This window comes from Variovorax gracilis (genome assembly GCF_030317115.1).
GTDB lineage: Bacteria > Pseudomonadota > Gammaproteobacteria > Burkholderiales > Burkholderiaceae_C > Variovorax > Variovorax gracilis.
Genome location: NZ_JASZYF010000005.1, coordinates 328,440 through 342,563, shown reverse-complemented (window position 1 = coordinate 342,563; position 14,124 = coordinate 328,440). Strand labels below are relative to the sequence as shown.

General features: G+C 66.3%; 14 protein-coding genes. 11 read left to right on the top strand and 3 right to left on the bottom strand.

Annotated features, from left to right (window positions below):
* The first annotated feature begins 83 nt into the window (after positions 1 to 83).
* From QTH97_RS13455 to QTH97_RS13445, 3 genes are read left to right on the top strand one after another with little or no spacing between them, the layout of a single operon-like run.
* Positions 84 to 833 (top strand): alpha/beta fold hydrolase, encoded by a 750-nt coding sequence (locus tag QTH97_RS13455; RefSeq protein WP_286568660.1) that lies wholly within the window; start codon positions 84 to 86, stop codon positions 831 to 833.
* A 20-nt stretch (positions 834 to 853) separates the two neighbouring features.
* Positions 854 to 1,927, top strand: coding sequence for an ROK family protein (locus QTH97_RS13450; RefSeq protein ID WP_286568659.1), 1,074 nt, complete (start codon positions 854 to 856; stop codon positions 1,925 to 1,927).
* A complete protein-coding gene (locus QTH97_RS13445; protein ID WP_286568658.1) occupies positions 1,924 to 2,838 on the top strand; it encodes a complex I NDUFA9 subunit family protein in 915 nt (304 codons plus the stop codon). The genes QTH97_RS13450 and QTH97_RS13445 overlap by 4 nt, the downstream gene beginning before the upstream one ends.
* On the opposite strand, the gene QTH97_RS13440 is transcribed toward QTH97_RS13445, so the two are convergent.
* The 3 genes from QTH97_RS13440 to QTH97_RS13430 all read right to left on the bottom strand — a co-directional run bounded on the left by QTH97_RS13440 (position 2,829) and on the right by QTH97_RS13430 (position 6,177).
* Complete coding sequence (locus tag QTH97_RS13440) at positions 2,829 to 4,208, bottom strand: phospholipase D-like domain-containing protein (protein WP_286568657.1); 1,380 nt, start codon at positions 4,206 to 4,208, stop codon at positions 2,829 to 2,831. The genes QTH97_RS13445 and QTH97_RS13440 overlap by 10 nt on opposite strands.
* Complete coding sequence (locus tag QTH97_RS13435) at positions 4,205 to 4,873, bottom strand: glutathione S-transferase family protein (RefSeq protein ID WP_286568656.1); 669 nt, start codon at positions 4,871 to 4,873, stop codon at positions 4,205 to 4,207. The genes QTH97_RS13440 and QTH97_RS13435 overlap by 4 nt, the downstream gene beginning before the upstream one ends.
* A gap of 185 nt (positions 4,874 to 5,058) precedes the next feature.
* The gene (locus QTH97_RS13430) at positions 5,059 to 6,177 is read right to left on the bottom strand and encodes a 5-methyltetrahydropteroyltriglutamate--homocysteine S-methyltransferase (protein ID WP_286568655.1); all 1,119 of its coding nucleotides are present in this window, start codon (positions 6,175 to 6,177) and stop codon (positions 5,059 to 5,061) included.
* A 145-nt stretch (positions 6,178 to 6,322) separates the two neighbouring features.
* Between QTH97_RS13430 and QTH97_RS13425 the strand changes: the two genes are divergently transcribed.
* From QTH97_RS13425 to QTH97_RS13390, 8 genes are all read left to right on the top strand, one after another.
* Positions 6,323 to 7,432 (top strand): aromatic ring-hydroxylating dioxygenase subunit alpha, encoded by a 1,110-nt coding sequence (locus QTH97_RS13425; RefSeq protein ID WP_286568654.1) that lies wholly within the window; start codon positions 6,323 to 6,325, stop codon positions 7,430 to 7,432.
* A 58-nt stretch (positions 7,433 to 7,490) separates the two neighbouring features.
* Entirely contained in the window at positions 7,491 to 8,258 is a 768-nt protein-coding gene (locus QTH97_RS13420) for a GntR family transcriptional regulator (protein WP_286568652.1), read from the top strand.
* Between the two features lie 12 nt (positions 8,259 to 8,270).
* Positions 8,271 to 9,281, top strand: a complete 1,011-nt coding sequence (locus QTH97_RS13415) for a PDR/VanB family oxidoreductase (RefSeq protein ID WP_286568650.1) — start codon at positions 8,271 to 8,273, stop codon at positions 9,279 to 9,281.
* Between the two features lie 158 nt (positions 9,282 to 9,439).
* A complete protein-coding gene (locus QTH97_RS13410) occupies positions 9,440 to 10,612 on the top strand; it encodes an ABC transporter substrate-binding protein (RefSeq protein ID WP_286568649.1) in 1,173 nt (390 codons plus the stop codon).
* A gap of 153 nt (positions 10,613 to 10,765) precedes the next feature.
* Positions 10,766 to 11,638, top strand: coding sequence for a branched-chain amino acid ABC transporter permease (locus QTH97_RS13405; protein ID WP_286568648.1), 873 nt, complete (start codon positions 10,766 to 10,768; stop codon positions 11,636 to 11,638).
* Complete coding sequence (locus tag QTH97_RS13400; protein WP_286568647.1) at positions 11,638 to 12,609, top strand: branched-chain amino acid ABC transporter permease; 972 nt, start codon at positions 11,638 to 11,640, stop codon at positions 12,607 to 12,609. Before QTH97_RS13405 ends, QTH97_RS13400 begins: the two co-directional genes overlap by 1 nt.
* Positions 12,610 to 12,617: 8 nt before the next feature.
* On the top strand, positions 12,618 to 13,376 hold the full coding sequence (locus QTH97_RS13395; RefSeq protein ID WP_286568734.1) for an ABC transporter ATP-binding protein: 759 nt from the start codon (positions 12,618 to 12,620) through the stop codon (positions 13,374 to 13,376).
* Positions 13,369 to 14,073 (top strand): ABC transporter ATP-binding protein, encoded by a 705-nt coding sequence (locus QTH97_RS13390; protein WP_286568646.1) that lies wholly within the window; start codon positions 13,369 to 13,371, stop codon positions 14,071 to 14,073. The genes QTH97_RS13395 and QTH97_RS13390 overlap by 8 nt, the downstream gene beginning before the upstream one ends.
* Positions 14,074 to 14,124: the final 51 nt, after the last annotated feature.

The following is a 14,124-nucleotide window of genomic DNA, read 5'->3' as shown; positions in this document are numbered from 1 at the left end:
GCAGGCTGATGCTGCAGCGCACTATGTGAACGCAAAGTGAACGCGTGCTGATCAACTATGTCCGACGCGGTGAAGGGAAGCCCTTGTTGCTCGTACATGGACTTGGCAGCAACTGGCGCTCGTGGCACACCGTCCTGAACCCGCTGGCTGCCGAGCGCGCCGTGGTGGCGATCGACCTTCCGGGCTTCGGCAAGAGCCCGCCGCTGGCGGGAGAGGTGTCCTTGCGGACCCTGTCCAACGCGGTCGCGCAATTCCTGCGGGAACACGACCTTCTCGGGACAGATGCGGTCGGCAGTTCCCTGGGCGCCAGACTGGTCCTCGAGTTGGCACGGCGGGGCGGCGTCCTGGGCTCGGTCGTCTCACTGGGGCCGGGCGGCTTCTGGGGCGGCTGGGAGCGATACCTCTACCAAAGTTCGATCTGCTTCTCACGAAGGGTGGTGCGGAGCCTGCAATTTGCAATGCCTGCCATCACCGGACACGAATGGTCACGAAAACTGTTGCTGGCGCAGTTCTCCGCACAGGCGGCGCGGCTATCGCCATCGCTGGTGCTGGAGGAGATGCGCAGCTACGCTTCGGCGGAATCCTTCAGCCTGATCCTTCGCGATCTGGTACGCGGCCCGCCTCAGGAAGGGCTGGCCATTGGCAGGATGGCCAAACCGCTGGTGATCGGCTGGGGGCGACTCGACCGCGTGTGTCTTCCGCGGCAGGCGGTGCGCGCGCAGCAGCTTTTTCCGGATGCACGCCTGCACTGGTTCGAGCGCTGCGGCCACTTCCCGCACTGGGATGCGCCGGAGGAAACTGCACGCCTGATCCTGGAGACCACCGCCGACTGACCTCCTTCACGAAAGACGCAATGGCATCCGAGAAGAAAGAATCCCACCCCCTCCCCGATGTGCACGGCGCACGTGAACTGCCTTCGGTCATCGTCGATGGCTACAGCCTTCAGTTGCGCGACAAGGATGGCTTCATCGGCGACCAGGCCAGCCAGACCGCGTTCAGGACGCTGCTGGAGCGCTGGCGCCAGAAACGCCGCCGCAAGGGCAAGGATCCGCTTGGCGGCCGCCATTCCAAGGACCTCAGCAAGGCGGCGCTGGACGAGGCGCTTGGGGCCAAGGAGGCGTCCGAAGCAGGCGACGTGGTGCACGCAGCGATCGAGGAGTTCGCCGAGGAACTCGCCTGGGTCATCGAACGCTTCATGCGGCAGCCGTCCTGGAAGGGCGTCGAACGCATCGTGATCGGCGGCGGCTTTCCGGAAAGCGATGTCGGCGAACGTGCCATCCTGCAGGCCGCGGCGATCCTCCAGGACATGAAGGTATCGGTGGAGCTCGCCCGCATTTGCCACGAGACCGACGATGCCGGACTGTTGGGCTGGGTGCACCTGGTGCCGCCGCCGCTGCTCGCACACCACGACGCCATCCTCGCGCTCGACATCGGCGGCACCAACGTGCGCTGTGGCATCGTCAAGATGCGGATGAAGCGCGCCAAGGACATGTCCAAAGCGAAGGTGCTGCGCCGCGAAAAGTGGAGGCACAAGGACGACAAACCCAACCGCAAGGCGCTGATCGACCGCCTGGCCGAGATGCTCGAAGCGCAGATCCGCTATTGCAAGAAGAAGGGCATCCGGCTCGCGCCGTACATAGGCATCGCGTGTCCGGGGCTGATCGCCAAGGACGGCTCGATTTCGCGCGGCGCGCAGAACCTGCCTGGCCACTGGGAAAGCGACAACTTTCACCTGCCCAGTGAGCTGTGCAAGCGGATTCCGACCATCCACGGCGCACCCACCATGGCGTTGATGCACAACGACGCGGTCGTGCAAGGCTTGAGCGAGCTGCCTTTCATGCAGGACGTGACGCGCTGGGCCATCCTGACCATCGGCACGGGGTTGGGGAATGCGAGCTACACCAACAAGCAGGTGGAAGCCGGATGAACAAGGTCCTGATCCTGGGGGGAACGGGCTTCGTGGGACGCAGCCTGTGTGCGCTGATCGCCGGCTCGGACAGCGCAACCGAGATCACGGTACCCAGCCGCCGGCCGGTGCAGGCAAGGCAATGGGGGTTGCCGCCGTCCGCGAGGATCGTGGGTGCAGACGTCCACGACGCGGCACAACTCGCCGGCCTGGTCGATGGCCAGGACGCCGTGGTCAATCTCATTGCGATCCTGCACGGGAGCGACGCCGATTTCGTCCGAACGCACGTCGCCTTGCCCCGAACGCTGGTCGGTGCCTGCCGTTCGAAAGGCGTCCGGCGGATCGTGCATGTCAGCGCGCTCGGTGTCGACAGCGCACAGCCGAGCTGCTATTTGCGGTCCAAGGCAGAAGGCGAGGCGGTGTTGCAGGGCGCGGATCTCGATGTGACCCTCCTTCGCCCGTCCGTGATCTACGGCCGGCACGATCGCTTCATGAATTTGTTCGCGCGCCTGTCGAGGTTCGCCCCAGTGCTTCCATTGGCCTCCGCGGATGCCCGTTTCCAGCCCGTGTGGGTCGAAGATGTCGCCCGCGCGATCCTTGTCTGCCTCGAGCGACCGGGAACTGCAGGCCAGATCTTCGAATGCACGGGGCCGGAGATCTTCACGCTGAGGGAGCTTGTCAAGCTTGCGGGTCGGTGGTCGGGCCATGAGCGATCCGTGATTGCGCTCCCACCTGCTCTCGGAATGCTGCAGGCGGCCGTGATGGAGCGCATGCCGGGCGAGACGCTGATGTCGGGCGACAACCTGCAGTCCATGAAGACGCCGAACGTGGCCAGCGGCACGCTTCCGTCGCTGGAGGATCTGGGCATTCGCGCTGCCGCGCTCGACACGGTCGCTCCGAAATACCTCGGTGCCGGCCACGCTCAGAGCTGAAACGCAATCGTGAGCAGCAGCCCTTCGGCGACATCGCGCACCAGCCCCGGTCGGCGCGCGCGATAGGTTTCGCCGGCTGAGGCGGCCGTCTCGATCCACTGGGCGAGCCACTCGACTTCGCCTTGGCCGTAGAACACCACGGCTGCTTCGTGATTCAGCAGCAGGCTGCGCATGTCGAGGTTGATCGAGCCGCAGAGGGCCAGGTTGTCGTCCACCACCACCGCTTTCGCGTGGGCCATGAATGGCAGCATGCGAAAGATGACGCCGGCGCGTGCGAGGTCGCGCATGGCGCGGGCACGGACGAAGTCGGCCAGCCGGTGGTTCGACTGCGCGGGCATCGCGATCGTGACCTGCACTCCGCGCCGTGCGGCGAGCCGCAATGCATCGCGCAGGCCGTCGCCGGGCACGAAGTAGGGGGTGATCGCCAGCAGGCGGTGCTCGGCGCGGAAGCATGCGTCGATCAGCAGCGCATGCGCGGTGTCCTCGGTCTGGTCAGGGCCGCTGGGCAGGAACTGGGCGAGGCCGTCGCCGGAAGGCCTGTCTTCGGCCGAGATCGCGCGCGGCTTGCGTTTGCGCACCGACGACCAGTCGTGGTCGAACTGCCGGGCCGCGGCGGCCGCCACGCTACCCCGGAGGTCGAAGGACAAATCGTGCCAGGGCACGGGATGGTCGTCGTTGCCGGTGAAGTATTCGCCCGCCAGATTGCGGCCGCCGGACCAGAGCCAGCCGTCGTCCGCGATCGTCAGTTTGCGGTGGTTGCGAAGGTTGCGCGGGCCGGTGCGTCGCAGGCTGAAGATGGGGCGGAACACTGCCACTTCGGCCCCGGCTTCGCGCAGCGAATCGAAATGCGAGCGCGGCAGCGAGAGGGCGCCAAAGCCGTCGAGCAGCACCCGCACCTTGACGCCTTCGCGCGCGCGGCGCGACAAGCGGTTGATGACCTCATGCCCGAGCGCGTCGTCGCCGATGATGAAGGTGCACACGTCGATGCGGCGGCGTGCGCCCTCGATCACCTCGAAGAGCGCGTCGCGCGCGCCGCCGCCGTCTGAATGAAAGCGCGGCGAGCAACGGCCGGGCGAAGCAAGGCCGAAGCTCTCGATCAGGTCTGCCGCCCAGTGCCCCGCGGGCGAGGATCTCGGCGGGCGGGGCGAGCCGGTCGGCCGCAGCTTTCGCTGGCCGAACATCAAGTACATCGGGAGGATGACGTACGGCACGAGCACGAGGCCCATGACCCACGCGATGGCCGTGGTGGGCGCGCGCTGCTCGCGCCGTGCGCGCGTGCTCAACACGTAGACCAGCAGCGCGAAGGTGACGACCAGCAAATGCTGCGACGGCGATGGCAGCCAGTCGAGCAGGTCGTCGAGCCGGTTCACGTGCGGAGGTGCTGCTGCAGGAAGGCAGGCACCGGTCGGCCCTCCGAGGCAAGGAAACCCATCATCGCGCCGACCACTTCGCGCACGGCATCCCGTGCGCCGATGCGATCTCGCCATGCCACCAGCCGCGGGGTGGCCTCGGTCATGCCTGCGCCCTTGCGGTCGGCGAACACGTGCGCCATATAGAAGGCGATGTCGGCGTAGGAATAGGAGCCCGCGAGGTAGTCCCGATCGCTCAGCAGGCGATCCAGGTCTTCATGAAAGCGGGCGCAGGCACCGCAGGCAGCAAGCGCCGCCGGGTTTTGCATGTCGTGCTGGAGCCCGAAGAGCTTCACGACCTGGGGGAAGTAGACCTCGTCCGACTTGAGCTCCAGCTGCCGGGCACGCGCCCGCGCCGCGGCGCCCGCGGGCCAGAGCGGGGGAGTGGGCGCGCGGTCTTCGAGGTATTCGAAGATCTGCGTCGAGTCGAACAGCTCGACTTCACCGTCGATCAGCACCGGCACCTGCCGCTTCGGGTTGACCCGCAGCACCTCGGGGTGCCTGGGCTCGTAGTTGTCGTCGCGGTCGAAGGGCACCATGACGCATTCGGACGCGAGCCCTTTTTCGAGCAATGCGATCTGCGCCTTGGCGCCGAACATGCTGAGGGGACCGGTGAAGAGCTTCATGCCCGGAGCCTACTTCAACGCAGGGCGAATACAAACCGTCCAACGAAGCAGGCGCCTTCGCGCGGGTCCTTTCCCGCAGGTCCCTTCACGGAACACCGCGGAACCGGCTTTGCCGGGCCGCCGGTGTTGCCCCCGGCAGGGGGGTGGCGAAGCGACACGAAGTGCGCGAAGCCTGGGGGCGAGCTTCAGCTCCCCCAGACTTCCTGTGCGACTTCCACCACGAGGCGCAGCTTGGCGCGCTGTGCTTCGACGGCGATGTTGTTGCCGTGCACCGTGCTGGAGAATCCGCACTGCGGAGACAGCGCGAGTTGATCGAGCGACACGTACTTGGCGGCGGCTTCGATGCGGCTCTTGAGTTCGTCCTTGTCTTCCATCTCCCCGAACTTGGTGGTCACCAGGCCCAGCACCACCGTCTTGCCCTTGGGCAGGAAACGCAGGGGGCGGAAGTCGCCGGAGCGGGCATCGTCGTACTCGAGGAAGTAGGCGTCGAGGTCCATCTCCTTGAGCAACGCCTCGGCCACCGGCTCATAGTTGCCGGCCGCGGCGTGGGTGCTCTTGAAGTTGCCGCGGCACAGGTGCATCGCGAGCGTCATGCCGGCGGGCTTCTGCGCCACCACCTTGTTGATGAAGGCGGCGTAGCGGTGCGGCAGCTCGTTGGGGTCGTCGCCACGCTGGCGGGCGGCTTCGCGCATCCTCTCGTCGCAGAGGTAGGCGAGGTTGGTGTCATCCATCTGGACGTAGGTGCACCCGGCTTCTGCCAGCGAGCGAAGCTCGTCCCCGTAGGCCTTGGCGACGTCGTCGTAGAAGGTCGGGTCGAGCTCGGGGTACGCCTCCTTGCTGATGCCCGCGCGGCCGCCGCGGAAGTGCAGCATCGTGGGCGAGGGGATGGTGACCTTGGGCGTATTGCCTGCCGACACCTGGCTCTTGAGGTACTGGAAATCGGCGAGCTGGATGTTCTTCGCGTGGCGCACCTTGTCGATCACGCGCATGACGGGCGGCGCCAGCTCTTCGGTGCCGTCGGGCTTGCGGATGGTGACCGGGATGTCGGTCTTCACGCCCCCGAGCTGCTCGAGGAAGTCGATGTGGAAGTAGGTGCGGCGGAATTCGCCGTCGGTGATGCTCTTCAGCCCCACGTCTTCCTGGAACTTGACGATCTCGGTGATGGCCGTGTCTTCGACCTTGCGAAGCTGCTCGGGCGTGATCTCGCCCTTGGACTGTTGCTCGCGGGCTTCGAGCAGGTACTTGGGACGCAAAAAGCTGCCGACGTGGTCGTAGCGGGCAGGCAGGGCGGCGTGCTGGGACATGGGATGGCTCCGTCGAATCTGGAAAAGAACGGTCGATCGTATCCGTTCAGGATGCCCCTGAAGTGGATACAGAGAAGCTGGTGTTTACCCTGAATATAGGCAGAAAGACTGGATTTTATGGAGTTTATGTATACATTGCGTATCCATGAATGCTTCCACGAGCCCCTTTCCGCTGAACGCCTGGTACGCGGCCGCGTACGACGTCGAAGTCAAGCACGCACTCCTGGCGCGCACGATCTGCAACCAGAAACTGGTGCTCTACCGACGTACGGATGGAGAGGTTGCGGCACTGGAAGACGCCTGCTGGCACCGCCTGATGCCCTTGTCGCTCGGTCGGCTGGAAGGCGATGAACTCGTCTGTGGCTACCACGGCCTCGTCTACAACAGCCAGGGCCGCTGCACTTTCATGCCGAGCCAGGAGACGCTGAACCCTTCGGCCTGCGTGCGCTCCTACCCGGTGGTCGAGAAGCACCGCTTCGTCTGGGTGTGGCCAGGCGATCCTGCCAAGGCCGACCCGGCGCTGGTGCCCGACATGCACTGGAACGACGACCCCGAATGGGCCGGCGATGGAAAGATGATCCGCGTGGCCTGCGACTATCGGCTGGTTGTCGACAATCTGATGGACCTGACGCACGAGACCTTCGTGCACGGTTCGTCGATCGGCAACCGTGCCGTGGCCGAGGCGCCCTTCGTCGCGACGCACGGCGACCGCTCGGCCACCGTCACGCGCTGGATGGAAGACATCGATCCACCGCCGTTCTGGGCTGCGCAGATCCACCACGCGCATGGCTATCGGGGCAAGGTCGATCGCTGGCAGATCATCCGCTTCGAGGGGCCAGGCACGGTCAACATCGACGTCGGCGTGGCGGAGGCGGGCAGCGGCGCGGTGCCACGGAACGGTTCGGCGGGCGATCGCAGCAAGGGCGTCAACGGCTTCGTGCTCAACACGATCACGCCGGAAACCGACAAGACCTGCCTCTATTTCTGGGCCTTCGCGCGCAACTACTGCATTGGCGAGCAGCGCCTCACCCACGAGTTGCGCGAGGGCGTTGCCGGCATCTTCCGCGAGGACGAGGTGGTACTCGAAGCTCAGCAGCGCGCCATCGACGAGCGACCCGACTACAGCTTCTACAACCTCAACATCGACGCGGGCGCGATGTGGGCTCGTCGGCTCATCGATCAGATGGTTGCGCGTGAGAGGCCGCGCTCGCCGACCATCCCGATCCAGCCCGCCGCCGTGACGGAGCGGACGTGAGCGCCGCCCGGCCGCGCAAAGGCGCTCGCATCGGCGTGCGAAGCACGGAGGTTGGTCGATGAGCACGGTCACGACGCCTACCGCGAGCGAGCCCGTCGAGTCGGGGGGCTCCCAGTCGGTCAAGGCTCAACTTCGGCTGCGCGAGATGGTGCTGGCCGGCGAGCTGCCCGGCGGCGCGCGCATTGCCGAGGTCGCGATCTCCGAGTTGCTGGGCGTCTCCCGAACGCCGGTTCGCAGCGCGCTCATGCGGCTCGAGCAGGAAGGGCTGCTCGAAGCCTTGCCCAATGGCGGCTATGCCGTTCGCACCTTTTCCGAACGCGATGTGGCCGATGCGATCGAACTGCGCGGCACGCTCGAAGGCCTGTCGGCCCGGCTCGCGGCCGAGCGGGGCGCGCCGCCGGTGGTGCTGCGCGAGGCGCGCGCATGTCTCAAGCGCATCGATGAACTGCTGCGCGACCCTGCGCTCGACGATGCGGCGTTCTCGCGCTACGTCGCCTTCAACGAAGAGTTCCACCGGCTGCTGTCCGAAATGGCAGGGAGCCCGCTGATCGCGCAGCAGTTGGAACGCGTGATCAACCTGCCGTTCGCGTCGCCCTCGGGCTTCGTCGTCGTGCAGGCCAACTCGCCTGCTGCGCGCGACATGCTCCTCATTGCGCAGGACCAGCACGGACAGGTGCTCGACGCGATCGAGAACCGTGAAGGCTCGCGCGCCGAGGCGCTGATGCGCGAGCACAGCCGCATCGCACAGCGCAATCTGCGCGAGGCGCTGCATGGTGCGCCGAACCACCCCTTGCCCGGCGTGCAACTCATTCGCCGCCGGGCCTGAAGACACCCCAAGATGAAAAGCGATATCCACTGGATGCCTGCGCGCATCACGGCCTGCCGCGACCTCACTGCAACGGTGCGCGAGTTCGAGATCACGCCCGAGTCGGGCATTGCCGCCGGCCACGAACCCGGCGCCCACCTCCAGGTCCAGGTGCTGGTCGGCGAGCCAGGTTCCGGGCGCATGCAGACCCGCTCGTACTCAGTGGTGGGCGCCCCTGACGGGCGTGCCTGGCGCATCGCCGTGAAGCGGCTGGACGACGGCCGCGGCGGATCGCTCGCGATGTGGCGCCTGGCACCCGGCGACCGCCTGCTGGTGAGCGAGCCGCAGAGCCACTTCGGCCTTGATCTCACCGCGCCGGGCTATCTGCTGGTGGCGGGCGGGATCGGCATCACGCCGCTGGTCTACATGGCGCAGCGGCTGGCGGACCTGGCGCAGCGCCGTGGCGTAGGCGTGCGCATGCTTTACGGCGCTCGCAGCGAAGAGGAACTCGCGTATCTGGCGGTCCTCCAGGAAGCGCTGGGCCAGTCCGCGAAGACCAGCGTCCAGGCCTTTGCCGGGAGCGCGCCCATCGACTTCGCCTCGGAGATCGCGAATCTGCCGCCCGCGGGACAGCTTTACACCTGTGGACCGGTGCCGATGCTCGAAGCCGTCAAGCGCGCGTGGGCGGCGGCGAACCGGCCGCAGGCGGACCTCCGCTTCGAGACCTTCGGCAGCAGCGGCCGTCTCGCGGCGCAGGCCTTCGAAGTGCGTATCCCGCGTCATGACCTGGCGATCACCGTCCCCGCCGGCAGCACGCTGCTCGAAGCGCTCGAAGGCGCCGGTGTGCAGACGCTCTGGGACTGCCGCCGCGGCGAGTGTGGGCTGTGTGCCATGGACGTCCTGGCCGTCGACGGCGAGATCGATCACCGCGACGTCTTCCTGAGCGAGCACGAGAAGCAGTCGTGCCACAAGATCTGCGCCTGCGTCTCGCGCGCGGTCGGCACCCTCACCCTCGATTCGGCGTGGCGACCCGAAAGTCCATGAGCTGTTGCAAGCATTGCGCGATGATCGCGCAGCGAATTTGCTGATCGCGCAGAAATCCTCTGCGCGATCGGGACGCTAGGTGTTTGCCGACGTCCAGGCTCGCTTGCATCTGGTCACAATATCCCCCGTTCCAGCATCCATCCAAGAAGGAGAGCTTTATGCTTCGTCGCCATCTCGTCCAGGCTGCCAGCCTGACCGCCATTGCGCTGGCCATTCCCCTGGCTCACGCCGCCGACACGTTCAAGATCGGCCTGATCCTGCCAATGACCGGTCAGCAGGCTTCCACCGGACGCCAGATCGAAGCGGCGGCACGCCTCTACATGGCGCAGAACGGCGACACCGTTGCAGGCAAGAAGATTGAGCTGATCGTCAAGGACGACACCGCACTGCCCGACGTCACCAAGCGCCTGGCGCAAGAACTCGTGGTCAACGACAAGGTCAATGTGCTCGCCGGCTTCGGCGTGACGCCGGCTGCGCTGGCGGCCGCACCGATCGCCACGCAGTCGAAGACGCCGCTGGTCGTGATGGCCGCAGCCACTTCGAGCATCACGCAGGCCTCGCCGTACATCGTCCGCTCCAGCTTCACGTTGCCACAGGTGTCGGTCGCGATGGGCGACTGGGCGCCGAAGAACGGCATCAAGTCGGTCGTGACGCTGGTCAGCGACTACGGCCCCGGCAACGATGCGGAAAAGTTCTTCAAGGAGCGCTTCGAACTCAACGGCGGCAAGGTCATCGAGTCGCTGCGCGTGCCGCTGCGCAATCCGGACTTCGCACCTTTCCTGCAGAAGGTGCGAGACGCCAAGCCTGATGCGTTGTTCGTCTTCGTGCCCTCCGGCGCGGGCGCTGCGGTGATGAAGCAGTTCCTGGAGCGCGGCATGGACAAGGCCGGCATCAAGATGATCGCCACCGGCGATGTGACGGATGACGACCAGCTCAACGACATGGGCGACGGCGCGCTCGGCGTGGTGACTTCGCACCACTACTCGGCAGCGCATCCGTCGGCGGCGAACAAGAAGTTCGTGGAAGCCTTCCAGAAGGCCAACAAGGGCATGCGCCCGAACTTCATGGCCGTCGGCGGATACGACGGCATGCGCGTGATCTACGAAGCCCTCAAGGCCACCAAGGGCCAGGGCGGCGGCGACGCTTTGCTTGCGGCGATGAAGGGCCAAGTCTTCGAAAGCCCGCGCGGTGAGGTGCTGATCGATGCGCAGACGCGCGACATCACGCAGGACGTGTACCTCCGAAAGGTCGAGAAGAAGGACGGCCAGCTCTACAACGTCGAGTTCGACGTCATCAAGGCCGTGAAAGACCCGGGCAAGGCAAAGCCCTGACCCAATAGCTGACGAAACCTCTGCACCCATGTACCCGCCCTGCGCCCGTCGGGGAACACCGCGGAACCGGCTTCGCCGGGCCGCTGGTGTTGCCCCCGGCAGGCGGTGGGCGCCCGACACGAAGTGCGGGCAACCTGGGCGCGAGCCAGAACTATGTTGACGATCCTTTTTGACGGCATTGCCTACGGCATGCTGCTGTTCGTGCTGGCGGTGGGGCTGGCCGTGACGCTGGGGCTGATGAATTTCATCAACCTCGCGCATGGCGCGTTCGCGATGGCGGGCGGCTACCTGACGGTGTTCGCGATGCAGAAGCTCGGCGTGCCGTTCCTCGTCTGCCTGCCGCTCGCGTTCATCCTGGTCGGTCTGCTGGGGGCGCTGCTCGAACGCACCTTGTACCGGCCGATGTACGGCAAGCCCCATCTGGACCAGGTGCTGTTCTCGATCGGGCTGGCGTTCATGGCGGTGGCCGGCGTCGACTACTTCGTCGGATCGTCGCAGCAGAACATCCATTTGCCTGAATGGCTGCGCGGGCGCACCGAGATCGGCGACGGTGCGTTCCTGCTGGGCATGGGGCACTACCGGATCTTCATCATCGTGCTGTGCGCCCTGCTGACGGTGGTGCTGCAACTCATTCTGTCGAAGACGCGTTTCGGCAGCCGGCTGCGCGCGGCGGTCGACGATCCGCGCGTGGCGGCGGGGCTGGGCATCAACGTGAACGTTGTGTTCCTGCTGACCTTCGCGGTCGGCTCGGGACTCGCGGGCCTGGGCGGCGCGCTGGGCGCCGAAATCCTGGGGCTCGATCCGACCTTCCCGCTGAAGTACATGATCTATTTCCTCATCGTGGTGTCCGTTGGAGGCACCTCGTCGATCACCGGGCCGCTCCTGGCCGCGCTGCTGCTCGGCATCGCCGACGTGGCTGGCAAATACTTCATTCCGAAGATGGGCGCGTTCACGGTGTACTTGCTGATGATCCTGATCCTGATGTGGCGGCCGCAAGGGCTGTTCACGCGCAAGGGAGGGAAGTGATGGACTTTCAGCAACCTTTGCTGCGCAAGGCGCGCTGGCGTCCGTGGGAGTTCGGCGTCTGGGCGGTGGCTTTCGTGCTGCCGCTCCTGATGCCGTCGCACGCCTTGATGATCAACGAGATCGCGATCGTCGCGCTGTTCGCGATGTCGCTCGACCTCATCCTCGGCTACACGGGCATCGTCTCCCTCGGGCATGCGGCCTTCTTCGGTTTCGGCGCCTACACGGCGGCGCTCTTCGCGAAGCTGGTGATGCCGGACCCGACGGTCGGCCTCGTGGTGGCCATCGTGCTGTGTGCCGTGCTGGGCGCGATTGCGAGCGTCACGATCCTGCGCGGCACGGACCTGACACGGCTCATGGTCACGCTCGGGACGGCGCTGCTGCTGCTTGAACTGGCGAACAAGATCGATTGGCTCACCGGCGGCGCGGATGGCCTGCAAGGTGTGGTGATGGGGCCGGTGCTCGGTCTCTTCGACTTCGACCTGTACGGGCGCACGGCGGCCTGGTATTCGCTCTCCGTGGTGCTGCTGCTGTTCCTGCTGATGCGGCGACTGGTGCACTCGCCTTTCGGCGCGACGCTCAAGGCAGTGCGTGACAACCGCCTGCGCGCGATGGCGATCGGCATTCCGGTCGTGTCGAGGCTGGCCGTGATCTACACGGTGGCCGCTGCGATCGCCGGCGCGGCGGGCGCGCTGCTCGCGCAGACCACCGGTTTTGCATCGCTCGATGTGCTGGCATTCGACCGTTCGGCCGACGTGCTGCTGATGCTGGTCATCGGCGGGGTGGGTTGGCTCTATGGCGGCATTGCGGGCGCCATCGTGTTCAAGCTGCTGCAGGACACGCTCTCGACCGTCACTCCGCAATACTGGATGTTCTGGATCGGCCTGATCCTGGTGCTGCTGGTACTGGTCGGGCGCGATCGGCTGCTTCGACCCTGGACCTGGTTCGGCCAGCGTGGGAGCGCCAAGCCGTGAGCGATACCGTGAACGACATCGTCCTGTCGGCGGCCGGCCTCGTGATGCGCTTCGGCGGCATCGCGGCCACCAACAACGTCTCGCTGAACCTGCGGCGCGGCGCGCGCCATGCGCTGATTGGTCCGAACGGCGCCGGCAAGACCACGCTGATCAATCTGTTGACGGGCGTGCTCACACCCTCCGAAGGCCGCATCGTGCTCGAAGGCGAGGACATCACCCGCCTCGCGCCACATCGGCGGGTGTCGCGCGGCATGGTCCGTACCTTCCAGATCAATCAGCTCTTCGATTCGATGACGCCGCTGGAAACCCTGACGCTGGTCGTCTCGCAGCACACGGGCCTGGGCGGGCAGTGGTGGAAGCCGCTCGGTTCGTCCAGGCAGGTCGCCGAGCGCGCGGGGCAGTTGCTCGAACAGTTCCGGCTCGCGGACGTCGCGCAACAGCAGACACGGCAGCTCGCCTACGGCAAGCGCCGCCTGCTGGAGATCGCCATCGCGCTGGCCTGCGAGCCGCGCGTGCTGCTGCTCGACGAACCCGTCGCAGGCGTGCCGGCCGGCGAGCGCGAGGAGTTGCTGGAGACCGTCGCCGCACTGCCGGCCGACGTGTCCGTGCTCCTGATCGAACACGACATGGACCTGGTGTTCAGCTTTGCCGACCGCATGACCGTGCTGGTCAACGGCACGCTGCTGACCGAGGGCGACCCCGACACGATCGCCAACGACCCGAAAGTGAGAGAGGTCTACCTGGGCCATGGAGCCGCGCATGCCTGAACTGTTGCGCATCGAACACCTGAGTGCCGGCTATGGCGAGGCTGTGGTTCTGCACGACATCTCGCTCGCGCTCGGGCAGGGTCAGACCCTGGCGCTGCTGGGCCGTAACGGCACCGGCAAGACGACCCTCATCAACACGCTGGCCGGCGCGACGCGCCAGCACGGCGGCACCATCACGCTGGGTGGCTTGGCGCTGCACAGGCTGTCGCCGCACCAGCGCGCCGCGGCGGGCATCGGCTGGGTGCCGCAGGAGCGCAATATCTTCAAGTCGCTCACCGTGCACGAGAACCTCACGGCGGTGGAACGCCCCGGCAAATGGAATCCGCAGAGGGTCTACGAGATGTTCCCGCGACTTGCGGAGCGCAAGGGCAACCTGGGCACGCAGTTGTCGGGCGGGGAACAGCAGATGCTGGCCGTCGGGCGCGCGTTGGTGGTGAATCCGACCCTGCTGCTGCTGGACGAGCCGCTCGAAGGCCTGGCGCCGATCATCGTCGAAGAACTGCTGCGCGCCATCCGGCGCATCACTCGTGACGAAGGGCTCGCTGCCATCGTCGTCGAGCAGCACCCGCAAGCGATCCTCGCGATCTCGGACGAAGCCGTCGTGCTGGACCACGGCACCGTCGTGCATGCCGACCGGGCGGCGAAGCTGGGCGCGCAGCCGGAAGTGCTGGAGCGTCTGCTGGGCGTCAAGCGCTGAGGCTACCCCCAGGACTTGTTCACGCCTAAACTGGCCCGCTGGCCTGAAAGG